Source organism: Paenibacillus cisolokensis (assembly GCF_018403665.1).
GTDB lineage: Bacteria > Bacillota > Bacilli > Paenibacillales > Paenibacillaceae > Paenibacillus_AH > Paenibacillus_AH cisolokensis.
Genome location: NZ_BOVJ01000067.1, coordinates 1 through 21,526, shown reverse-complemented (window position 1 = coordinate 21,526; position 21,526 = coordinate 1). Strand labels below are relative to the sequence as shown.

The window sequence follows — 21,526 nt, the reverse complement described above, 5'->3', positions numbered from 1 at the left end:
GGCTCATTCGTCTTCTTCGTTTTCCTCGCCACCGTTCGCACCTCCTTCAGGCGGCAGCCCGCCATATTCCATTTCTCGCTGCTTCTTAAGCCGATCCATCTCCAATTTCACATCAGTTACCCATGGATGCTGCGCAACGAGCGTCTCCTCAGAGAGAATACCGACGCTGTTCCGAATGTTCGTGACCGCGTCCGTCTCGTTAATGAGGATGTCGCGATTGAAAACAAATTCGACCTGCTCGTTCGTAAAATCCCCAGCACCGATGTTGGCCAAATGGACGTTCACAAACCAGAGCAGCTGCTCCAGCGAAGCCTGGAACTCGGTTTCCATGATGTTGGCGTCCATGTCCAGATCGGCGTACAGGAATTTCAACGCAATGCCGCTCGGACTGTTGCCGAACTTGTCGCTTTGGGTATCCACCCCGCGGCCGAACTCATAGATGTCCTTCCGCAACTGCTCGATGTGCGACTTGTGCGCTTCGACGTTGATCTCGATGTTTTTTGTATCGAGACCCCCCTCATCCGTCACCTTTACTGCCCGGTACACCGAAAGGTTGCGACGGAACTCGCCCAAATCGGTGCCGTCATAGTTCCTGATCACGTAAATCGAATTCGGCAGATCTTCGAGGTTATTCGCGTTGTCCGACGTCTTCGCATCGTAATCATCAACAAGTGATTTGATAACCTGGACTAACGGCAGCTCCTCGTCGTTGTACTTGAAACAGATAAACGGCACGCACTCCCAATTGAGCGGCTGCTCCTGCTCACCCTGCACAACGACAAAATGGCTGCCGGATTCTCCAGCTTCTACATCCGGGATCAGGCCGGCAGTATTGTCGAGCACGTACCGGCGTACGCCAGTTGTGTCCCAGAATTCCACTTTCGTGATGATTTTCTTCTGCGTACCTTCATAAGCTTCGACTTCATACACCCGGATGACCGCGTCCAACTGTGTGTGGTCAGCGTCACGCCAGAGCGGGACGATCTCCTCGGTCGGGATCTTTTTAAACGACAACTGGCCGTTCTCGTCGTAGTAGACGTGCAGCCAAGCCTTGCCCTTGTTCACGGCTTCCTTCCCAAGGTTTTCAGCAGACGCAAAAAAGACCTGTCGAAGATCTCGTTCAACAGGTCCAGGTATGAGCGGTTTCGAGTCTGGATGCTCAGCGGCTTCCCAAGCAAATAGCCGACCTTCTGGTCGACCAATTTTCGCATATATGCATGCACGAGCCGGTTGTTCGCAAGGTTGGTCACATCGATTAGCTCGCCGCCCTCGCCGATCGCTGTCCGCTTCCGCTGCAAAATGTCATGGTCGCCGATATAATACTTCTCGCCAGTCAACATCCATCTTCGCTCATCGGACGCGAGCCATTCGCTGACCTCGAGCTTGACAATCTCCTCAAGACTCATCGCTGACTGTGCGCCGTCTTCAAGGATCGAAACGATGCGTTGCATCTCTGTGCTCATGTGCTCACCTCCCGTTAAAAGCTAATGGCCGGCCCGCGGATCTCGCTTTCCAGCGCATATCGTACGGCATCAATGCTGTGATTGTCCTTATCCGGGAAACCGTCTTTCCAGTTTCCGTTCGCGTCTTTTTCAAGCTCATAATGCAAAACTCGCGAGCCGTATTCGGACATCGCGAATCGTCGATTATGATCTCTTCAAGGTCCTGCAAAACTTGATACCGTGCTCCACGCTGCCCGGTCCCTTTTTCGCCGGCCGGATCCGGATACCGCGGGACTTCAATTCGTCGTTCGATCTCGGTTCTGCGCTATCTGGAATGACTGGTTCGTTTAGCTTATTTTCTGCTTTAATCTGTTCGGCCAGCGCATCAAACTTCATGCCGACTTTGTGAATCTCGAAGAAAATGTAAATACGTCGCCGGGTTTTGTCATAATGCAGGACCGTATAATGCAACGGGTCGGCTGCATATCCCCAGTCCAGCCCACGCCGAATCCGATCGAACGTCTTGATCTCGTCGTCCGAAATGCGGCGAATTGTGACGTTCGTAAAGACCTCACCACCGGTACCCGTTTCCTTACCGAGGTATTCGTGCTCGTAAGCTTCCGGCTTGGTTGCTTTCAGATGCTTAGCTTCGATCAGGAACTGCTCTCCGAGCCACTCTTTCGGCACTGTCAAATAAGTGCTGTGGTGTACCAAGCGATCCGGGCGTGTGACTCTGACCTCTGTGTTCACCCAGTTACGCTGCGACTTCGGCGGGTTGAAGCTGTAGAAAACAACGAAACGTGGACCGCCCCGGAGGAACGTCTGATTAATCGTCCGAATGTCTTCCGGCTGGAACTCATCGACTTCCTCGTACCAGACGTATTTGATGTATCCGCGCCGTAGCTTGGATGATTTCACTTTCTTTGGCTTATCTGCGCCTCGGAAAATGATCTTCTGGCCGGTCGACAGGTAAGTCAGGCTCATCGGACTGACGCTATCATACCAAAGGTGCGAAACGCCCAAGACTTCGATCGCCCAAAGCAACTGCTCGTAGACGCTCTCACGTAGGTTCTCTTTGACCTTCCGCAGCGCTACGGCGTTGGCGTTCGGGTCTCGCATCATGCCGAGAATGATCTCGATGCTGATGAACGACGACTTGGTCGATCCGCGGCCGCCCTTCAGCCAGTAATGCGTATACCTGTCCTCTTTTAGCGCATGGTGAACTTCGTAAAAGCTCGGAGCGATCAGGCTCGTCAGCGGGACTTGCGTCGTCACGAACTATCCGACCCTTTCGGAATATCATCGACAATCTGCACCGCGCCCTGAATGTCGACCTGCTGCCGATCCAGCCACATACCGAAACGCTTGCCGAGCAGCTCAAGCGCTTTAATTTTGTCTGCGAATCTGACCTCGCGTTCGATCATCTCGACGTCACCGCTCATCGACTTAACTTTCACAGACGCAATTGCAGCGCGGTCATCTGCGGTCGCAGCATCAAGCAGCTCCGCAGTATCCATGTTGACGAGCTGAGTCGGGTCCAGAAAGGCGATGCGAGCGAGCTCACGGATAATGCGCTCCTGGTTGACTCCTGTGCGCCGGGAATGCTCAGCCATCCGCTCGCCAATGTATGCGCGAACCTTAGCATTTGATAGCAATCTACTTCCTTGAACCTCAGCCGACTTCGGGCTGTAACCGGCTCGGATCGCTGCCTGCGTGGCGTTCAGATCGATCAGATACTCATCAGCGAACCTCTGTTGTTTTGCCGTTAACTTCACTCGTCATCACCTCCTGTGCAAAAGAAAAAGCACCGGTTAAGGTGCTTCCTATACTATAGGCTACTTCTAAGTCTCTCAATTGCCGATTTAATATCAGACGTATTACTTACAACGCTGCTGATGTCACCAGTGTTAGAATCAATATAATCTAACTTGGTGATGACTTCATCTAGTTTGTTGTTAATTTCCATCAGCACCTCAATGATTGTTTCAGCTTGCTCCTCTGTCATAAAATCACCTCCCTCTGCCATATTTCGACAGAAAAGAGGCAAATCCTTCTATACCCGGACACCGCGCCGCACCTATCCGGCTCGGCAGGAGGAGGTCGATGCACACCTTGCGACGCGGCGGCGAATGAAAAGAAAAAGCCGTCCGATCACGGACGACCTATACACTTTGGCACACTATCATTTTATCACGGTTTAAACGACTTGTGTTCCCGTCTTTGTTCGCATCCACTACGGATATTGTACGGATTTTGTTCATGTTTCTTATTATCTCGCCAAGTACATATATTCCGCCAGTGCCTTCCGTTTGAGATCGTAGAAGGTTGTCTTCGAAATCTTCAGCTCATCTGCGATCTCTTGTGCGCTCTTTCCATCAGCATAATATAATCGTAACAGCTTTGCATAATCCGGTTTATATGACTCCAATGCCTCCAGTATCGTATCGATCCGTCGTATCTCAGCCTGCAGATCTTGCAGTTCGGCCAGACGCTCCAAGACTGCATCCAAATTATCCATCTCCCACCCGCGCGCGGCAATTACCTTCTCGATTTTGCTCCGCAGTTCCCGCAATAATCGCTCGTCCTCTTCGTCCATGCCCTGCTTTGGAACCGCCGCCAACTGCGCCTTGGTCCCTGCCGGGTACCGTTGCAAGTAGGCATGTGCAGTGGCCTCAAGTCGCTGCTCCCGTGGTGTAAGATACATATAGCTTGGGAGTCCACGTAACTTACGATGTAGTTCCTGCAGCTGGTCGTCTTGGTTCAAACGGGACACCGTTATTCCGGCGCCGACACTGTATGTTGATAAGACTTGTAAGCGGGCCTGCATTTGGCGGTATTGGCTCAGTAGTTCAATTGCTTGTTTGCTCATTCTGCTTTGCCTCCTTTCGGCCCCAACGCCCCTTACGCTGCTTGAAAGCCTTGAGTACGTAGGTCTTTCCACTGACTTTGATCTTCACCGGCATTCCGTCGATGGCGACCAAAACCGTCACGATCGGCCGGAACCGCTCACCTTGTGTTCTCGGCTTCACTCTGCCTTCACCCTTTCGATTCTTGCTTTAACTGCCTGCATCAACGCTTCTTGCCCTGACGCTTTTCGCTCCAAAGCAGCTACGGCTTCCTCGTCCATCGTACCCTCGGCAACCAGTCGCATCACGACGATGCGCCTCGTCTGCCCTTGCCGGTGTACCCGGGCGTTTGCTTGCTGGTCCTCCTCCAGGCTCCAGATCTGGTCAAACCAGACGACCGTCTGGCAGCTCGACTCCTGCAAGTTAAGGCCGTGGCCGGCGCTTTTCGGATGCAGGCAAAGTAGCGGGATTTCGTCGTTGTTCCAAGCACGAATGTCTTCCGTTCCGTCTTTGCCTTTTCGCAACACCCTGGCCTGCGGGAACCGCTGCTGAATGCGTTCCAGCGAATGCTTGAAGTTATAAAACACCATAACCGGTTTGCCCTGTGCCGCCTCGATGATGTCTTCCAGCGCGTCCAACTTGACGTCGTGAATCAACTTTACGCCGCGCTCCTCGTCGTAAACGGCGCCGGAGGCCATCTGCAGCAGCTTGTTACTCAGGACGGCGGCTGTCTGGGCGACGACGTCGGCGTCGGCATATTCGATAAGCAGATCTCGCTCCAACTTCTTGTACAGCTCTCGCGCTTCCGCCGATAACCTTACCGGGACCGTCCGATCGATCCGCTCCGGAAGCTCCAGCCAATCCTCAGCTTTCATGCTCACAGCGATATCGCTGATCGCCTCGTATATCCGCTGCTCCGCTTCTTTTTTCTGCTTCCACTCGTATACAACGTGGCCACTGCGGGCGCCGGGCGTAAAATATCGATCACGGAAACCGGTTATCGTTTTGCCCAGCCGCTCGCCTTGGTCGATCAAATACATCGGTGCCCATAGGTCCAATAGACTGTTCGGCGCCGGTGTGCCGGTCAAGCCTATCACTCGTTTCATCAGCGGCCGGACTCGGCGAAGAGCCCGGAACCGCTTGGAATTAGAATTTTTGAAGCTGGAGAGCTCATCGATCACAACCGTGTCGAACGGCCACTTGCTCCCATATTCGCTGACCAGCCATTCCACGTTTTCACGGTTGATCACATAGATATCGGCATCCGCCCGGAGAGCTCTTCGGCGCGCCGTGACGCTGCCCAGGACTTTCGAGATTCGCAGGTGCCGAAGATGATCCCATTTTCAATCTCTCGCGCCCATGTGTCGTCTGCAACTCGCAGCGGGGCGATAACCAGCACCCGGCCGGCATCGAAGTAATCATTCAGCAGCAGGTCAATCGCGGTCAGGGTTGAGACCGTTTTACCCAAGCCCATCTCCAACAGCAGCGCGATATAAGGTGTATCGATAATCCGTTGCGTCGCATACTGCTGGTATTGGTGCGGAACGTACTTCACCAACCCCTCACCTCGTCTATAAACCGGTCAATGTCTTCGATCGAATCGATTTTGTAATACTGATGCCCCAGCTTGAAAAGCTTCCGCGCCCACTTCTCTTGCAACGGCTGCAGCGGCTTCCCCGGAGCCTTCATCTCGACGTAAACCGTCCGCCCGCCCGGGAGGATAACAAGTCGGTCTGGCACCCCACGATTACCCGGACTTACCCATTTCGGCGCTAGCCCACCGATCCGCTCGACCTCCCGCACCAGTCGTCGTTCCAACACGGACTCTCTCATTTCGGCCTCCGCAAGACTTTTTGGTATTCGGCATCGCTGATATTAAAAACCCAGTCACGGTTTCTCGTAAGCCGCCCGCGAAATCCGACATCAACCATAACCTTTACGAATTCATCTTGGCTAACTACCAAACCTGTTTCAGATTCAAAGAGCCGACGGACCATGAAGTCAGGAATATATTGGTTGATGTGTAAACGGGTTAAAGGGTTGAAGTTTTTGATAACCCATTCCCGCAGCATGTTCAAACTATCCACGTATTCAAATCCTCCTTTTTCCGAGTTGCCGATTTGCAGTCTACGCGCGCGTACTGCTAGGATCGTCATTTAACTATAGTCGCCATATAGTTAATCAATACTCCCATCCCTTTTAAGAGATTTACGGCAACCACGGCAACCAAACCCGAAACCCCTTGATATTACTGGAGTGGTTCGGTTGCCGTAGCCTGGTAGGTTGCGGCAACTTGTCGGCAACCTTGGCAACCTGTTACGGCAATCGCGGCAACCTCTTGGCAACCTGCTACGGCAACCGCTCAAACACCCTCTGAACGCCATATCCTGGGACTTTTGCCTTCCCTTTTCGTTCGGTCCAACCCGGTATGCGTCGCAGGATGTCCATAATTTCTTTCCCCTCCCAAGGGCGCATGTCGCCTCTCCGCTTACCTAGGCATTCAACCCAGATTTGGGCCGCACAGACGCGCTGCCGCTTCTGGCCCGTCGGCCGGTCCAGTTCGTCAAGCTCCTCGGACTCTAGCCATTCCATGATCAGACCCTCCCGCGGATCGGATTCCAGGTGCGCCGCTTGCTGCCGCTCCGCCTCCTCGCGGGCTTCGCTGTCCAGTTCAAGGCCCTCGCCCGCCCTAAACCACGTCAAAACCTCAGCCCAGACTTGCTGGACCTCGTAGTCGCCGAAATGATCCCAATGACTGAGCTCCGCTCTTTCCGGATCAACTTCCACCGGCCAGAACCGCCGATTGCCGGTGGCGTCCCGAAGGAAATCCCGGGTATTTGTCGTCCCGAAAAAGACGCACTTTCGCGGAAATTCCGACACTTGCCGGTCGTAAGCCACCCGGTAACGATCCTCGGTCTTCGACAAAAACGCCTTGACCTCTTCGACTTCGGACTTCTTCATAGCACTCAACTCGCCGATCTCGAAAATCCAGCCATTCTGGAGGTGTTCGCCGGCTTCCTTATTCTCGAACGTCCGAAGACTGTCGCTGAACCAATCCCGGCCAAGCTTTGCGAGCAATGAGCTTTTCCCAGCTCCCTGCGGTCCTACCAGCACAAGCATCTGGTCGAATTTGCACCCTGGCCGATACAGCCGCGTCACGGCCGCCAGCAGCATTTTGCGTGTCACCTGGCGGACGTAGTGTGTGTCTGCGGCGCCGAGATACGTCACAAACACTCGTTCAGCGCGTGGCACACCGTCCCACGTCGCGCCTTCGATGTAAGCCTTGATCGGATGAAACGTATTTTTATGGACGACCTCCGTAAAGGCGTTTTGAATCGTCTTTGTCGAGTTGATCCCATGAACCTTTGCAAACCAATGCTGTAGCCGCTTATCGTCAGCGGCCAACCATGGCTCGTATGATCGCCCCGGACGTTCCCGGCCGCGCCACGGCAGCGGCTTGCGTATGACCTCCGTGTTCCCGAAGGCGTCATAGGCAAGCACCCCTCGCCAAGGGCCATTCGTAAGGATAAGCTCGACATTTCCGGCTGTCGGCAGAGGTAGGCCAGTTTTATGGTGCAGTTCCAGTTTGGTTTCCCAGTCTTCCTCGCCAGGCTCGTCTCCTTCTTCCCCGTCCAGGTCTTCCGCCATCTCGACAAACTCCGTTTGCCGCTCAGCCGCGGCGAGTTTTTTCACCTCCGGCCGATCCGCCGCCCAACGTTCCATTGCGAGATGACTCGGCTTCTTGGCGTCCGGCGTGTGTTCCTTGACTTGGTCATCCAGATGGCCGAATTTATGAACCCGGACAAGATCAAACAGGTTATAAGTCCGGCCGTCGGCGATCGGATCGCTGTCCTGGTGCGAGTAGCAAAGGTCCTGATCCGGGTAAATCTCCAGCCCGTTCGCCGACGTGCCGCCAACGTACGTGTACCGGTTAGCCATCGTACCGGGGATGTAGACGTCCGACAAAACGTGTCGATACCCTCCTCGATTGTGAACGCACGGCAGAATAGTCCGATCGTGCCTTGCTTTTCCCGCGGGTCCTGCGCCTTCTTGCCGGCGGTTTCGACGGCCTTCGTCTCCTCCGGGTGTCGCGGCCACGCCGTGACGTCGCGCCAGTCCTCATACTCCGCCAGCAGGCCATCGGCGGACAGAGGCTCGCCCTCGTAGACCTCCAGCACCGGCTCCGCATCCTTGCTGCAGCTCGGAAAATACATGAGCCGGTGGACTTGGAACGTCGTCTTATCGAAATAGGTCATGCCGATCTTCTCCGCCAGCTTGCGGGCCGCTGCGGTATACTCGTCTGGCGACATCGTCCGATCTGCCGGCACGATGAGGCGATATTTGGGCTTGTGCGGCCGGTGGCTGTGCGTGGAGTAAACGGCGTATGCCGTGCCGCCCAGGACGAGCTCGACCGTAAAGAGGAAATCGCCATCCGCAAAGTCGGCATCCAGGGTGAACAGACTGCGCGTGTCGACGTTCTCCTTCTTCCGACGGCCGCCGCGGACGAGCCCGCCAACAAAAGCGGGACCGTCCTTGACTTTGCCTTTGCCGGCGGGCGTCATCGCGTCGTATTGCGCCATCGTCTCCGCCGTCCGGCGGACCTTCCGGAGCCGCTCGACGAACTCGTCCCAGGTCAGATATTCAGGTTTCCAGTTCGTGTCGGCGCGGTGCTTACCGAACGAAATATCAAGCTCTTGCATGTCCGTCACCCCAGCAATTCGTCAAATGCTTCATCCACCGCCATTCGGAGGTTGTTCACGGCGACTCGGTAATAACTTTCCTTGAGCTCCACGCCGACGAAACGCCGCCCCATCTTGATCGCCTGATACCCTTCGCTGCCGATCCCGGCAAACGGGCTAAATACGATATCCCCCGGATTGCTCCAGAGCTCCACGCCGCGGGCGATCACATCGAGCTGCAGCGGACAGATGTGCTTCTCGTCTTTCTCGTCGCGCGCTGAACGGTACTGCAGCGTATTGTTCGGGTTAATGTCCATCCAGACCGGTGAAGCATACTTTTGCCAGACGAACACACTGCGCCACATCTCAAACGGCCACGGCTCCCGGCCGTCCGCCCGGACCTCGGCAGCGTGTCGCTCGTAAGCCTCCCGGCTGACGTCCAGTCCTTCGCCGATAAATTCCTCGAACTCGCCGCTGATCGGCTCCGGATTAACGCCAGGCTTGCGCATCGTGACAAGATAATCCGGAATGCCCTGCCGACTCATGGCGCTGTCCTTAACGACCTGCTTATGGAGCAGGCCCAACGCCTTTGTTCGCTGCTGGGCAACGACCGGGTCCTTCCAGATTACGACCTCGCTATGGTAAATGAATCCCTCCGCCTCGAACGCGCGGATCAGCTCACCGCGGAAGTCCCGGATGCCGATATAGCCGTGATGGGCTTTGCTCGTCGGCAGGTTCATGCAGTGAAAACTCACGAGCCGTCCAGGGATGATTACGCGGTAAAGCTCGCGGATGAGGAAGCGGAAGTGCTCGAAAAACTCCTCATCGCTTCGACAGTTGCCCATATCCCGGTCGCTGTTCGAGTACGTATATAATGAAGCGAAAGGTGGCGAGAAGATCGAATAATGGATGCTGTTGTCCGGCAGGCCGCAGGTAATCTCCACGCAATCGCCGTTGTAAAGCGCGAAATCTTCCTCAATGACTTGGTCGATCGCGTTAACTTGTTGCTGCAAATTGCTCACCTCTTCCGCTGTTTGATAAAGGCCCTAACCACGCCATTAAACCGCACATCGACCGTCAAATGTTGGCTATGGAGCCGTTTGTAGATGATCATTAACCTGCCGTTTTTCCTTGCCCGAAGAACTTCATAGTCACCCTTCGCTGGCTCCGTCGTCCAACCATCTAAGGTTAGCCATGTTTCAAATTCTGGTAAATGGGATTGGTGAAGCGTGTTACGATTAACCATTACGAAGCTTCACTCCTTAACCATGACGGAATGATCAGCGGTCGTGCCGGCCGGTAATCGGCCACGTCGCGCTCCGCCCGCCGGATCGACTCCGACGTAATGTCTTTTGTGTACTGGACCATTTCAGCGACCATCTTCCGGAAGTCGGCCTCTTTGCGCTTGATGTTGTCGGCCGTCGCTCCCTCCCGGCTGGATGTGATCATATGCACGTTCACCGGCTGCGTCTGTCCGAACCGGTAACACCGCCGAATCGCCTGAAAGACCTGTTCAAAGCTATCTGACAACCCCACGAACGCCATGTCCGCGCAATGCTGCCAGTTCATGCCAAACCCGGCGATCGAGGGCTTTGTCACGAGGACTCGGATCTTGCCGACGGCGAAGTCGAGCATTGCCTGCTCCTTGTGTGCGGGCTTATCACTCCCGCGGACTTCGACAGCGCCAGGAATGGCGGCAGCCAGCATCTCGCTCTCGACGTTAAGGTCACACCAAACGAGGAACGGTCGATCCGTCGCATTGACGATCTCAGCGCAGGCGGCTATCCGCTCAGCAACCGTCTCCCGCCGGGCACGCTGCCGCTGTGACAGCGTCTTGGCCGGTTCTCCGGGTACTTCGATCACGACGTCTTGGACGTTAAGCGGCGGCAAGATATATCCGTCGTCCGGATAGCCGAGATCGGAAGGTTTCTCCAATACGACGCCCCAGCTTGCCACCCACTTCCAAAACGCATCTTCCGCGTGGCCCTTGAGCCGCCATTTCTGGGTTTCCCCTCCGTCGTGGACGAAGAACATCGACAGCATCTCCGACCGGCTCATGACGCCCAGGAACTCGGCGTGATTGCCAATCTCCATATAGTCGTTTGGCGCCGGCGTCGCCGTACAAGCGAGTCGGTACGGTGTAAAGGCGAACGATTCGATCAACTCCGTCCGGATCTTCCCGGTAAACGATTTGAGGATAGAGCTCTCGTCCAGGACAACCCCATCGAACAAGACCGGCTCAAAATGTCGTAACATCTCATAGTTCGTGATATTGAGCCCCGGCCTGACGTCGTCCTGGCTCCGGCACATCGTGATCTCGTACCCGAGCTCTGCAGCTTCCCGGACCGTCTGCGCAGCGACCGCCAGAGGGGCGAGCATGAGCACGTCGCCCCCGGTCAATCTGTGCACGTTCATGGCCCATTCGGTTTGCATGCGTGTTTTGCCGAGCCCCGTGCCGGCGAAGATCGCCGCACGTCCCCGCCGCAACGCCCAATGGACGAGATCGCGCTGGAAGTCGAACAGGCTTGGATGCAGATCGTCCCGGTCGACTGAAAAGCCAGACGGTGGCATGACGGCGCGCTTGTTTTGTATAAAGGAACAATAGTCCAAGATATATTCACCTCACAATGTAGAGGAAATTAGTAAATTGTGTCGAATAGATATATTCAAAACTTAATCTATAATGATAGGGGCCATACAATGGTTAAGACTGTTAACGTAGGTCTTATAATGCCCATAGCAGCAATCGATAACTGCAGTGAGGGGCATTGGCTTGAGGTAAAATCAATCATTAGTGAGTCGCTTATTTCAAATGATAAATATCAGTTTGAAACCAAAATCGTAAGTGAATCTGACAGTATTGGGCTTATACATAAAAGAATTGTTCAAGGAATCTATAACTCAGATATAGTAATTTGTGATGTAAGTTGTAAGAATCCGAACGTAATGTTTGAACTAGGAATGCGTTTAGCGTTTGATAAACCAACTGTTATAATAAAGGATGACAAAACGACATTTTCTTTTGATACAAGTGGAATTGAGCATATAGAGTACCCCCGGGACCTTAGATTTACCAAGATAGTTGAATTTAAAGAAATTCTTTTAAAGAAGGTTATTGCGACCTATGAGGATTCCATCAACGATCCTAACCATTCACCGTTTCTTAAAAGTTTTGGGCAGTTTAAAGTAGCAAAACTTGAAGAGACGGAAGTTACACCTTTTGACCTTATCTTTGATAAATTGTCAGAATTGCAATCTGATATATCCTCGCTTAAGAAGTTAAATAATATAGTGAAGCCTAGAAGATACAGTCCAAAGATGGATGTCCGGAATGCTATAAACGAAGCAATCGACGAATACATGAAAAATCTTAGCCCGGACTCAAGGTTAGAACCTGATAACTTAACTAATTTCGTAATTGATTACTTAAAAAACAGAAGTACACCTGCCTATAGCTTACCCAAACAATTACTAGCAGAAGAAATATGGAATATTTTGGATGAACGTCGAGCAAGCCTTTTCAGTTAATCCTTCTGATAGAATTCACACTCAAATCCGGCCGCAGCCAGTGGTAACCCGGGGGCCCAATCAATCGGCCGGCTCATGATCTCCGTTACATGCTCCACTGAGCCGGTCCCGATCGGCACCTCCAAAACAACCTCGTCATGCACGTGCATGACGATCCGATACCCTTCCGAATCCAGCCGCATCAAACTCTCCGCCAGGCAGTCCCGGGCGATCGCCTGAACCAGGTTTTCCACGAGCCGGCCGCCGTACGTCCGGTGCGAGACCCATTTCCCGGATTGCTGGTCCATGCCGTCGAATACAACGCCGTCTTTTCCGAATTTCGGGTCCGGCTTGATACGCGGTTTGACATAAGCGAGGCTTCGGCCAGACGGTAGATCGGCGAACAACATGCCGGATTCGTAGCGATAGCGGACGCCGTGTTTGAGCTTAACGGTCGTTTTCTCGCGGACGGCTCTTACGGCTGCCTCCTCCGCGGCATACCACAACTTCACGATGTTCGGGTTCGCCGCGCGCCACTTCTTGACAAGGGCTGGGTATTCGCTCGATTCGATCTCTTTGCCTTTGTCCATGTTTGCCATGGCGTTCTCGCCACCCTGGAAGCCGCACGCAAGTGTCGCGACTTTTCCAGGTGCCCGATATTTGTAATTCGGGTGTCCTTTGACGATCGTCTCGAAGGGAATTCCGAACATCTGCGATGCCGTTGCCTCGTATATCTTGCCGTGCCCGCGAAATACGTCGAGCACCCATTGTTCATCCGCCAACCAGGCGATCACACGCGCCTCAATGGCTGAAAAGTCAGCGACGATAAATCGGCAGCCGGGCGACGGGATGAACGCGGTTCGGATGAGCTGGGAGAGGACAAACGGCGGGGAACCGAACAGCATCTCTAGCAGATCATAGTCGCCGCTGCGTAAAACCTCCCGCGCGAGTGCCAAGTCTTCGATCTTGTTTTGCGGCAGGTTTTGCACTTGGATCAAACGACCGGCCCAGCGCCACGTCCGGTTAGCTCCGCAAAATTGCAGCAGCCCCCGCGCTCGTCCATCTCTACAAATTGAGCGGTCCATCGCTTCGTACTTGTCAGCCTTTTTGCCGAGATCCTTACGAAGCTCGAGTATCCGCCGCGTCTCATCATTCGGCGCCTGGTCCAACAGCACCGGCATGTCATCTTTCTGAAGCGTGTTCGTCACAAGCCCGTGCTCGGCGAGCCACCCCTTGATCTGTGCGTCGCTGTTCGGGTTTTCAAGCCCGGTCAGCTCCTTAGCCTCTTGCATGACTCGATCTTTATATTGCTGGTCACATTCGATTGCCCTTTTGAACAGCTCCGGGTCCAGCCGGACGCCGCGGTCGTTGATTTGCTGATCGAGCGCCCATAGCCGCCATTCGTGATCGGGGACCGGGAAGCGTTCCAGCTTTTTGGCGATCTCCCGTTCGACGACGACGTCCTGCCGGCAATACTCCACGAACTGCTGCCATTTTTGCACGTCGTGATGCGGTAGGTTCCGCGTCCGGCCACCGTTGACCTTGGTCGGCTTGCACGGGACGGAGAAATACTTGATTAATGCTTTGCCCCGTGCGTCCTTCTTCGCTTCTAGCTTGAGCACCTCGGCTACCCCCTCCAGACTGCCGGGAAGGCCGAGCGTGAGCGCATGGACCGCCGTACAGCGCCACTGGAGCGGATCGCATTCAATACCGAAATGTTTGGCGATCGTTGTTCGTTCAAAAGCCGCGTTGAATGCGGTCTTGATGACGTTTGGATCGGTCAACGCGTCATAGACATCAGTCGGTAGGTCTTCGAACGCTGTTAGATCGACGACCTCAACCGGATCGTTATCCCAGGCGTAAGCGAACAGCAGGATCTCGAAATCCGGCGCCTCGACATACCGATGAACGCCGCACTTGATCAGATCGACGCTGGAATAGGTTTCAACGTCGATCCGAAGGACGGTCACAGCTTCTTCCCTCCATGCCGGCGCGGCCGCGATGCGTTATAGGTCATCTTCTCCAGGATCGCCGTCTCCAGATCGATCCCCAGATAACCGCAGACGTCGAAGATCCGAATCACCACATCGGCAAGCTCTGTCGGAATTCCGCAGGGCTTATCACCTTCGTACCAAACCTCCGTAAAGCCCCGGCCATTCCTATGATCCTCCAGCGCCTCCGACAGCTCGGAATGTATAAGAGCGATGACCTCGCCGAAGGTCCGCGGCTCATCATACCAGCCTTTGTCGATGGCGTTCTGGTGAGCCTCATTAATGAGTTGTTGAATGCTGATCGGGTGCGGGAGTAGAGCGTTATTCCCAGGTCCCCAATGGCCGTTCTTCTTGAGAATGCCGACGATGTCATGGGCGTAAGGCTCATCGGAGTTGACGACAATGTACTGGTTGTATTTCTTCCCGTTTGCCTCTCTTAGCTCGCTAATCCTATTGAGAAGGTGGTACATGGATTGGCGCTCATCTTCGGGCAATAAGGTATCGATATCAGCGATTTTCACGACCGCGTATTTGTATTGCGTGCTGGTTCCACTCACTTCGAGTACCTCCCTTTTGATAGGAAAGGGGACCCGCTACCGAATCCCCACCGTCGTCATTAGCTCAAGAAATCGTCATCGTCGTCGCTGATGTCGACTACGTCGTCAAAATCTTCATTGGCGAAGTCATCCTGCAGACTTGCCCGGCCACCCAGATAATCGCCGTCCTGGACTTTGACGATGTTGTTCAAGCCGGCCGCGACGCCGCGGTTCCCGCGAGCATCAAACGGATAGAAGTTCAGTGAAACCTTGGCATAACAGCCGGAATAGACTTCCGTGGTGTCCGTGATTTCTTGGAATTTGACTTTCCCGTCGGGCCCTTTCCCGATCGGCTTGGCGATCCCGGGCTTGTTCTTACTCGTCGCATTCAGGAAGTAGTGGCCAGCGTATGCTTCGTCGTCCGGGCGCTCCTCATCGCCGTCCCGGAGCGGCTTTTTGAGATTCGCAGGGACCTTGCCGCCCCATTTGCTCTTGCCGAGCTCGACAGCGGCATCAACAGCAGCCTTGATCTTGCGCAACGTCTCCTTATCCGATTTCGGAATGAGGATCGAGCAGCTATATTTTTCTTCGCCACCATCGATTGATTGCGGCTCCCAAATATGGGCGTAAGAAAGGCGTACCTTACCCGTGATTACCTTCGTTGCTTGATTGTCGATTGCCATGAAAGATCAGTCCTCCAAATTAAAATTTTCGTTTGCGAAATCGTTCTCGACGCTGTTGAGCTCCAGCCGCTTGTCAGTCTCCGGGACAAGTACCGGCTTGCCTGGCGGCTTGACGATCAGATCGCCGATCAGCGCGGCCAGCTCCTTCTTACCAATCCGCTTTTCCAAGTCGCCGATCCCGAGGAGATCTTGCGGCTTGAGGTAATCGGCCGGCTCCAAACCGGCGGCCTCCAGCGCCGATCGCGCCGCGTCTTTATCCGTGATCTGCCGGTTACTCCGACCCTCGACGAGCTTCCAACCTGGAACCTTTTGGCCGGCCTTTGCCTGCTCGAAAGCGTAATCCGCGACGTCTTTCGCCCACGCGGAGAGCTGCTCCGCGACGTGGAGGATTGATCCGATCTCGTCGAGCGTGAGCAACGCTGGGTCCTGGAATTCATACTGCAGCGCCGCCATATTGGCGTCGGCGCGGGCCCGGCAATTGCCTTTGACCTTGCACCAGCGGCAGTGATCGCCCGGCTTGTATTCTCCTTTGCCCTCATAGGCCAGAGCTGCTGCGGGACGCACGACCGTCTCCGCCCATTCGAGCAATTCGTCGACCGACATAATGTCTGTGCTTATATTGTCGAGCCGCGGCTGGACAATCGTGCCATGGATCTCCCGGATGTCGTACAGGTAGTTATAGGCATTCCAGGCACCGAGGCCGTAGAGCCTGATCTGCGGATTGCCGACTGCGCTGACCGGTACACCTTTGCCGTATTTCAGGTCGATCACCTCAAGTACACCGTCGCTGATCAGGACGACGTCGCCGGTCCCGTAACCGTCCGGCACCCATTCGGAGAAATCTAGTGATTCCTCCAGAAGTATTGTGGCGTCGGAGCTGCGGGCCTTCGCGGCCATGAATCGCTCCTCGACGATTTCGACGTATTCGTTGACGGCTGACTCCATCTCCGCGTCGTAGAGTGGATTTTGCTGGAGATAGCCGATGGCTGCGTCAATCTCTCGCCGTTGTTTGGAGTTACACGGCGTCAGCCGCCGGCGCAGCTTGAGCTCGGCCAGCTCATGTGCGACCGTACCTTGATCGGCATACTCGCTCCGTTTGTCCGGCAGCCGCTCCTGCAGCCGGGCGCTCGGCGGGCAATTGATCCACTGGGCCGCCTTGGACGCACTAAGTAAGGCGTGGGCGCGTTCAGAGTGCGCTTGTACCAATCCCGTACACCTCCGATCCGTAAAGTTGCTGCTGCAGGATGTTCAGTTCGTTCCGGAGCCGATCGATCTCGGCCTCTGCGGCCAGCGCCCGCCGGATCGCATACGGCCAGCCTTCGAGGGCTTGCCGAACAAATTCATTCGTAATATCCGGGTTTCCGAGGTCCCATCGTTCACAGATCGAAAGATCAAACTCCAAGTCGCGGGCCCTGTTCTTCGTCGCCGGCATCAGGATAACGCCTCCAGATCGCGGAGAAACGCCGCTCGCTTGCTGTTAGGGACTGCCGTGACATTTGGGACACCGTATTTTCCGAGCAGATCCTTGATCGCCTGCTTGGCTTCCGGGCCTTTCTTACCGACCTCAGCAGCCGCTGCGCGCAGCTCTACGTCGGTCGGTACTGGAGCGTCCGAGCCTTCCGCGTCATCCGCATCGGAGCTTTCCGGTTCCGTACCTTCGTCCTGCTCCTCCGGTACCGGATCGGCTTTCTTTTCCGGTTGCTCGGTCTTGGTCGGCCGTTGACGCTTCGGCTTCTCCTCCTGCGGTTTTCTACAACCTCTACCGACTTTGTAGTGAACGCCGCTGCCAGAGCGGCAAGCTCCTGGATTGCTTCGCCGGCGTTGTCGCCGTTGATGTGAATTTGAACAGACATTTAAGAGACCTCCTATTTATTTAGAAGTTAAATGTGTGCTACAATAGAGCTGAACTTGATATTTCCAGTTGCTTGTGAAGCGCCGTCGGCTAGGGCGGCGTTTCGCTTTTCTGCGGCCTGGTACTGCCGGGCGAATACAGTCCGCGTCCTCTCGCTCCTCGCCGTGTCGACGAGCTGCTTAAGATTGATCAGGCTCCGCAGGCGTTGCGATCTGCTCACGGTCCTCACCTCCTTTCAAAGAACTTGGAACCGCCGGACACCGAGGATATTGCCTTCGGCGTCCCTGACGACGCTCGCGAAGCCCGTATCCGGTCCGATCAGGTCGTCGCGCGTCCCGGCAGCTGCCTGCAATACCAGCAGCGAGACGATATATTTCGTTCCCGGCTGTGGTCCGGGCAGATCGACGATTTCGTCGAATTTCGTGCGGACGACTTCGATTCCGTTCGCTTCGCCGACAACGACCGCTTGGCTTTTCACCCGCGCGATCTTCCCGGATGCCGGGTAGACACGAATGACGGACTTTGCGTCAGCATCGTATACTTTCACGTCATGGGGCGTAAGGTTGACGATCTTCAAAGTTGGTCACCTCCTTTCAAAGCTCCTCTCTTTTGCGCCAGAGGGACTTATAAGCTGTAAGCGTTTTGTGCTTGATACCGTACTGCTTCGCGATCTCCTGATCGCTGTAGCCGTCACGGCGCAGGCTGTCGTACAACCTAGCGGTTAGCAACGATTTGCGTTTTGCTTTCGTCTGGTTGCCCCGGGCCGCCCTACGTTTCGCCTCATCGAGGTCTGAGATATAAACGATAACGGGCACGTCCTTGACCTCGTGCGGCTCGCCCAGGTCCATCCCAGGCTTGTAGTCGGCGATTTGCTCGGGCGTCAGCCGCCAGATTTTTGTGATCATGTTACCTCCTCGCTCTCACGATCCGCTCCAGGTCGTCGATCTCGCGCTGGAGCAAATCTCTGGCCTGCTCGACAGAGATTTGTGTGACAAACTTTATGTCGCCGCTTCTCGGATCGGTCACACAGAGTTCGACCATTACCGAGTCATCAATCTGTGCCAGCTGCCGACGCCGGGCGTCAATGCGCCTTTGGATTGCTGTCATGTTGCGGCCTCCCTTCACCCTGTTTTCTGTTCCCGTATCCACTCGACCAGGAATTCCCGCGTCTCTTTGGCCGGGAAATACCACTTGTTGCCGATCTTGAATTTCGGAAACCTCGGGTCGAAGAAAAATTGATCCTGGATAAAGTTCCAGCTCATGCAGGTTCGACGCATCAACTCTTGACGGTCCCAGAATACCAGTTCGGCGTCATACTCCTTGAGCTTTTCGGCGACTTGCTCCTTGAGCTGAGCAAGGACGACCGAATCGTCTACTTGAACGCTTATTAAGCTCAATATCAACCACCCCACATAAGGGTATTTAAATTACCGTCTATAATCAAAAAAATATACTGGTACTGGAAGAATTGGTATTGACAATACCATTAGCAGTTAATATAATAATCTTGGGTATTGAAAATACTAATTGTAGGCAGATGAAACGATGTCAGGGAAAAGTGCTTCCGGCGGCTCCGACAACTCGGCGCTAATTTTGAACAGCAGTTGCGGACTAGGATTGACTCGCCCGTACTCAAGGCTTTTAACGTGTTCAGCGGAAACCCCTAATTTCTCCGCGAACTGTATGCGAGTCAATCCTCTTTCTTTACGGGCATTCTGAAGCGCAGTCCGTTTCAATTAACATCACCTCCTTTTGTGTCTCATTATAAACGGTATTTTCACTACCGTCAAGTATTTTAAATACCCAAATTTAAAATTTAATTTGGACGGAGTGAACCGTATGTCTTTAGGTAGGAGAATTAAGGAATTAAGGTTAGAGAGAAAACTCACACAGCAGCAGATAGCTGAAAAATTGGGGATGGGCCGGTCGAACTTCGGTCACATCGAAAACGACAGAGTAACACCTACAGCAGAAGACTTACAGAAAATAGCGGATATTTTAGAAACGTCTACTGATTATCTCCTAGGGCGTAGTGATTTGAAGTTTCAAACTAAAATCGAAAACCCAAATCCTATCCCTTCTTGGGCAACGTACCGCGATAGACTGGACTTCAAAAAGCTACTCGAGGAAGACGCACCGGTTATGTTCGACGGCGTGCCGATCGACGAAGAGGATAAGGAAAAGGTTTTGAAGGTCATGGAAGCGATCTTCTGGGATGCGAAGAAAAAGAATAAAAGGAAGCCCATCGATGAATAGACCGGGGAGGCGCCGCGATGGACGACATTATTCGAAGGCTATTTCGTAAATACAAAACAAACGATCCTTTTGAGCTTGCTGGGTGTCTCGGTATAAATGTATGGTTTCGCGATCTCGGTAACAATACTCGCGGCCTATACGTCCGCATGCTGCGCCGCCGCTACATAGTCATTCATGAGAATCTAGACGAACGCTGGCAACGCTTTGTATGCGCTCACGAGTTGGCCCATGACCGTCTGCATCCTGGTCTTAATCGTTTTTGGTTGGACGAGCATTCATTTTTTCATCCCGGCAAATTCGAGCGCCAAGCCAATAAATTTGCCATCCGCCTGCTGACCGTGGGAGACCAGCCGCAAAGAGGAGAAACAATCGCTGATTTTTTGAAACGCAATGACATTCCGCCGGAAATGAGTAAATTCTTTATGTAAACTTGCGCTTTTCAGCCGCGAGGCTGTTTAAATATACCTTTTACCGAACATATGTTTGTGAGGAGTTGACAACCATGGGATCATTCCGCCAGCGTGGCTGCAAATGTCCACCAGATCGTAAGCGCTGCAATTGCGGGGCAAAGTGGTACTATCGATATGACATCGTAGACCCTAAAACAGGCAAACGGAAGCAAAAGGAGATTGGAGGTTTTACCTCTAAAGCAGAGGCCGAGGCTGAGGCAAAACGGATACAGTATGAATTGTTGCGAGGGATTTACACTGAACCATCCAAGATGACGGTTGAGGAATTTATGACGGATTACGTGAAAAACACGCTAAAAAACGAAGTTGCTCCGAACACTTATGAGCAACGATTAGCATATGTTCAAAACCATATCAAGCCCCATATCGGCAAAGTAAAACTGTCTGATCTTTCACCAAGTCACATCCAAAAATTTTACAACGATCTCCGTGAAAAATATGGACCAGGCCATGTCCAAAATATAGGGAGGTTGTTGAACAAAGCATTTAACCAAGCTGTCAGGTGGAATATGATCGCGAGGAACCCTTTCCAATTGGTGAAAAAACCATCTACGTCCAGGAAAAACACAAAAATAAAGGTGTGGACGATCGATGAACAAAAAATTTTCCTTTCACATGCCATGAAAGGGCCTTTGATTTATTATACCCTTTTCCTGCTTGCACTCACTTCCGGCATGAGAAAAGGGGAAATATTAGGGCTGAAATGGGATGATGTCGACACTAAATCAGGAATTGTCAGAGTAAAACGAACCATTGTATGGGCCCAAAAATCAATATATTTAAAAGATGCTCCAAAAACGGAAAGCTCGATTCGTACAATCCAACTCCCAGAACAGACTGTTAAAGCGTTAAAAAAATGGCAACTTGCTTGTCCGGCAAATGAATTAAATCTTGTATTTCCTAGCCCTAAAACAAACAAGATCCTCTATCCAAATTCGCTGGACAAGCAGTTTTTAAAGACGGTTGCAGAATCCGGAGTATCTCGAATCTCATTTCACGGCCTTCGACACACGTTCGCTACGACTTTATTATCCTCAAACGTTAATCCGAAGGTTGTGCAGGAGATGCTTGGCCACGCAACAATCAAAACAACAATGGACACTTATTCGCACGTGCTGCCAAATATGCAAAAGGAAGCGGCTAGCCAGTTGAGCGCCGTTTTATTTTAGACTAACAATGTGGGCAGTTTGTGGGAAAACGTCAGTCGCAACGTTCAGAATCCTTATAAATCAAGCACTTAACCAGCCATATTGTAATTCGATTC

At 53.4% G+C, this 21,526-nt stretch carries 28 protein-coding genes and 1 pseudogene; 4 read left to right on the top strand and 25 right to left on the bottom strand.

Going from position 1 to position 21,526, the window contains the following annotated elements; genetic code table 11:
- Nucleotides 1-3: 3 nt before the first annotated feature.
- The 14 genes and pseudogenes from PACILC2_RS09855 to PACILC2_RS09800 form a co-directional block, all read right to left on the bottom strand.
- A complete protein-coding gene (locus tag PACILC2_RS09855; RefSeq protein WP_280515301.1) occupies nucleotides 4-1,065 on the bottom strand; it encodes a phage portal protein in 1,062 nt (353 codons plus the stop codon).
- On the bottom strand, nucleotides 1,062-1,463 hold the full coding sequence (locus tag PACILC2_RS27965) for a phage portal protein (protein ID WP_280515300.1): 402 nt from the start codon (nucleotides 1,461-1,463) through the stop codon (nucleotides 1,062-1,064). Before PACILC2_RS27965 ends, PACILC2_RS09855 begins: the two co-directional genes overlap by 4 nt.
- Before the next feature lie 183 nt (nucleotides 1,464-1,646).
- Nucleotides 1,647-2,717 (bottom strand): PBSX family phage terminase large subunit, encoded by a 1,071-nt coding sequence (locus PACILC2_RS09850; protein WP_244863401.1) that lies wholly within the window; start codon nucleotides 2,715-2,717, stop codon nucleotides 1,647-1,649.
- Nucleotides 2,714-3,217 (bottom strand): terminase small subunit, encoded by a 504-nt coding sequence (locus tag PACILC2_RS09845; RefSeq protein WP_213528709.1) that lies wholly within the window; start codon nucleotides 3,215-3,217, stop codon nucleotides 2,714-2,716. Before PACILC2_RS09845 ends, PACILC2_RS09850 begins: the two co-directional genes overlap by 4 nt.
- Before the next feature lie 53 nt (nucleotides 3,218-3,270).
- Nucleotides 3,271-3,447: a hypothetical protein gene (locus PACILC2_RS09840; protein WP_213528708.1), complete on the bottom strand. Its 177-nt coding sequence runs from the start codon at nucleotides 3,445-3,447 to the stop codon at nucleotides 3,271-3,273.
- A gap of 264 nt (nucleotides 3,448-3,711) precedes the next feature.
- A complete protein-coding gene (locus PACILC2_RS09835) occupies nucleotides 3,712-4,311 on the bottom strand; it encodes a DUF1492 domain-containing protein (RefSeq protein WP_213528707.1) in 600 nt (199 codons plus the stop codon).
- On the bottom strand, nucleotides 4,292-4,471 hold the full coding sequence (locus tag PACILC2_RS09830) for a hypothetical protein (protein WP_213528706.1): 180 nt from the start codon (nucleotides 4,469-4,471) through the stop codon (nucleotides 4,292-4,294). Before PACILC2_RS09830 ends, PACILC2_RS09835 begins: the two co-directional genes overlap by 20 nt.
- Nucleotides 4,468-5,843: pseudogene (locus PACILC2_RS09825) on the bottom strand (SNF2-related protein). Before PACILC2_RS09825 ends, PACILC2_RS09830 begins: the two are co-directional and overlap by 4 nt.
- On the bottom strand, nucleotides 5,840-6,121 hold the full coding sequence (locus PACILC2_RS09820) for a VRR-NUC domain-containing protein (RefSeq protein WP_213528705.1): 282 nt from the start codon (nucleotides 6,119-6,121) through the stop codon (nucleotides 5,840-5,842). The pseudogene PACILC2_RS09825 and the gene PACILC2_RS09820 overlap by 4 nt, the downstream one beginning before the upstream one ends.
- Complete coding sequence (locus tag PACILC2_RS09815) at nucleotides 6,118-6,375, bottom strand: hypothetical protein (RefSeq protein WP_213528704.1); 258 nt, start codon at nucleotides 6,373-6,375, stop codon at nucleotides 6,118-6,120. Before PACILC2_RS09815 ends, PACILC2_RS09820 begins: the two co-directional genes overlap by 4 nt.
- A gap of 262 nt (nucleotides 6,376-6,637) precedes the next feature.
- Complete coding sequence (locus tag PACILC2_RS26705) at nucleotides 6,638-8,011, bottom strand: virulence-associated E family protein (RefSeq protein WP_244863400.1); 1,374 nt, start codon at nucleotides 8,009-8,011, stop codon at nucleotides 6,638-6,640.
- Complete coding sequence (locus tag PACILC2_RS26700; RefSeq protein ID WP_244863399.1) at nucleotides 7,978-8,988, bottom strand: hypothetical protein; 1,011 nt, start codon at nucleotides 8,986-8,988, stop codon at nucleotides 7,978-7,980. The genes PACILC2_RS26705 and PACILC2_RS26700 overlap by 34 nt, the downstream gene beginning before the upstream one ends.
- 5 nt (nucleotides 8,989-8,993) lie before the next feature.
- Nucleotides 8,994-9,980 (bottom strand): DNA-methyltransferase, encoded by a 987-nt coding sequence (locus PACILC2_RS09805; protein ID WP_213528703.1) that lies wholly within the window; start codon nucleotides 9,978-9,980, stop codon nucleotides 8,994-8,996.
- A gap of 232 nt (nucleotides 9,981-10,212) precedes the next feature.
- Nucleotides 10,213-11,577, bottom strand: coding sequence for a DEAD/DEAH box helicase family protein (locus PACILC2_RS09800; RefSeq protein ID WP_244863398.1), 1,365 nt, complete (start codon nucleotides 11,575-11,577; stop codon nucleotides 10,213-10,215).
- A 90-nt stretch (nucleotides 11,578-11,667) separates the two neighbouring features.
- Between PACILC2_RS09800 and PACILC2_RS09795 the strand changes: the two genes are divergently transcribed.
- Complete coding sequence (locus PACILC2_RS09795) at nucleotides 11,668-12,495, top strand: hypothetical protein (protein ID WP_213528702.1); 828 nt, start codon at nucleotides 11,668-11,670, stop codon at nucleotides 12,493-12,495.
- Here the strand turns inward: PACILC2_RS09795 and PACILC2_RS09790 are convergent.
- The 11 genes from PACILC2_RS09790 to PACILC2_RS09740 form a co-directional block, all read right to left on the bottom strand.
- Entirely contained in the window at nucleotides 12,492-14,444 is a 1,953-nt protein-coding gene (locus tag PACILC2_RS09790; protein WP_213528701.1) for a DNA polymerase, read from the bottom strand. The two genes, PACILC2_RS09795 and PACILC2_RS09790, sit on opposite strands and share 4 nt — an antisense overlap.
- The gene (locus PACILC2_RS26695) at nucleotides 14,441-15,022 is read right to left on the bottom strand and encodes a nucleoside triphosphate pyrophosphohydrolase family protein (protein ID WP_244863397.1); all 582 of its coding nucleotides are present in this window, start codon (nucleotides 15,020-15,022) and stop codon (nucleotides 14,441-14,443) included. Before PACILC2_RS26695 ends, PACILC2_RS09790 begins: the two co-directional genes overlap by 4 nt.
- Before the next feature lie 59 nt (nucleotides 15,023-15,081).
- On the bottom strand, nucleotides 15,082-15,684 hold the full coding sequence (locus PACILC2_RS09780; protein ID WP_213528700.1) for a DUF2815 family protein: 603 nt from the start codon (nucleotides 15,682-15,684) through the stop codon (nucleotides 15,082-15,084).
- A gap of 6 nt (nucleotides 15,685-15,690) precedes the next feature.
- Nucleotides 15,691-16,890 (bottom strand): DUF2800 domain-containing protein, encoded by a 1,200-nt coding sequence (locus PACILC2_RS09775; protein WP_213528699.1) that lies wholly within the window; start codon nucleotides 16,888-16,890, stop codon nucleotides 15,691-15,693.
- Nucleotides 16,871-17,116, bottom strand: coding sequence for a hypothetical protein (locus tag PACILC2_RS09770; RefSeq protein ID WP_213528698.1), 246 nt, complete (start codon nucleotides 17,114-17,116; stop codon nucleotides 16,871-16,873). Before PACILC2_RS09770 ends, PACILC2_RS09775 begins: the two co-directional genes overlap by 20 nt.
- 154 nt (nucleotides 17,117-17,270) lie before the next feature.
- A complete protein-coding gene (locus PACILC2_RS09765) occupies nucleotides 17,271-17,537 on the bottom strand; it encodes a hypothetical protein (protein WP_213528697.1) in 267 nt (88 codons plus the stop codon).
- A 234-nt stretch (nucleotides 17,538-17,771) separates the two neighbouring features.
- A complete protein-coding gene (locus PACILC2_RS09760) occupies nucleotides 17,772-18,113 on the bottom strand; it encodes a hypothetical protein (RefSeq protein ID WP_213528696.1) in 342 nt (113 codons plus the stop codon).
- Between the two features lie 16 nt (nucleotides 18,114-18,129).
- Nucleotides 18,130-18,441, bottom strand: a complete 312-nt coding sequence (locus PACILC2_RS09755; protein WP_213528695.1) for a hypothetical protein — start codon at nucleotides 18,439-18,441, stop codon at nucleotides 18,130-18,132.
- A gap of 1 nt (nucleotide 18,442) precedes the next feature.
- Complete coding sequence (locus PACILC2_RS09750) at nucleotides 18,443-18,643, bottom strand: hypothetical protein (RefSeq protein WP_213528694.1); 201 nt, start codon at nucleotides 18,641-18,643, stop codon at nucleotides 18,443-18,445.
- Between the two features lie 14 nt (nucleotides 18,644-18,657).
- The gene (locus PACILC2_RS09745) at nucleotides 18,658-18,933 is read right to left on the bottom strand and encodes a DUF771 domain-containing protein (RefSeq protein WP_244863396.1); all 276 of its coding nucleotides are present in this window, start codon (nucleotides 18,931-18,933) and stop codon (nucleotides 18,658-18,660) included.
- Between the two features lie 126 nt (nucleotides 18,934-19,059).
- Nucleotides 19,060-19,272 (bottom strand): helix-turn-helix transcriptional regulator, encoded by a 213-nt coding sequence (locus PACILC2_RS09740; RefSeq protein WP_213528693.1) that lies wholly within the window; start codon nucleotides 19,270-19,272, stop codon nucleotides 19,060-19,062.
- A gap of 103 nt (nucleotides 19,273-19,375) precedes the next feature.
- Between PACILC2_RS09740 and PACILC2_RS09735 the strand changes: the two genes are divergently transcribed.
- The 3 genes from PACILC2_RS09735 (at nucleotide 19,376) to PACILC2_RS09725 (ending at nucleotide 21,431) form a co-directional block, all read left to right on the top strand.
- A complete protein-coding gene (locus tag PACILC2_RS09735; RefSeq protein ID WP_244863395.1) occupies nucleotides 19,376-19,792 on the top strand; it encodes a helix-turn-helix domain-containing protein in 417 nt (138 codons plus the stop codon).
- A gap of 17 nt (nucleotides 19,793-19,809) precedes the next feature.
- Nucleotides 19,810-20,220 (top strand): ImmA/IrrE family metallo-endopeptidase, encoded by a 411-nt coding sequence (locus PACILC2_RS09730; RefSeq protein ID WP_213528691.1) that lies wholly within the window; start codon nucleotides 19,810-19,812, stop codon nucleotides 20,218-20,220.
- Between the two features lie 74 nt (nucleotides 20,221-20,294).
- Entirely contained in the window at nucleotides 20,295-21,431 is a 1,137-nt protein-coding gene (locus PACILC2_RS09725; protein WP_213528690.1) for a site-specific integrase, read from the top strand.
- The last annotated feature ends 95 nt before the right edge of the window (nucleotides 21,432-21,526 follow it).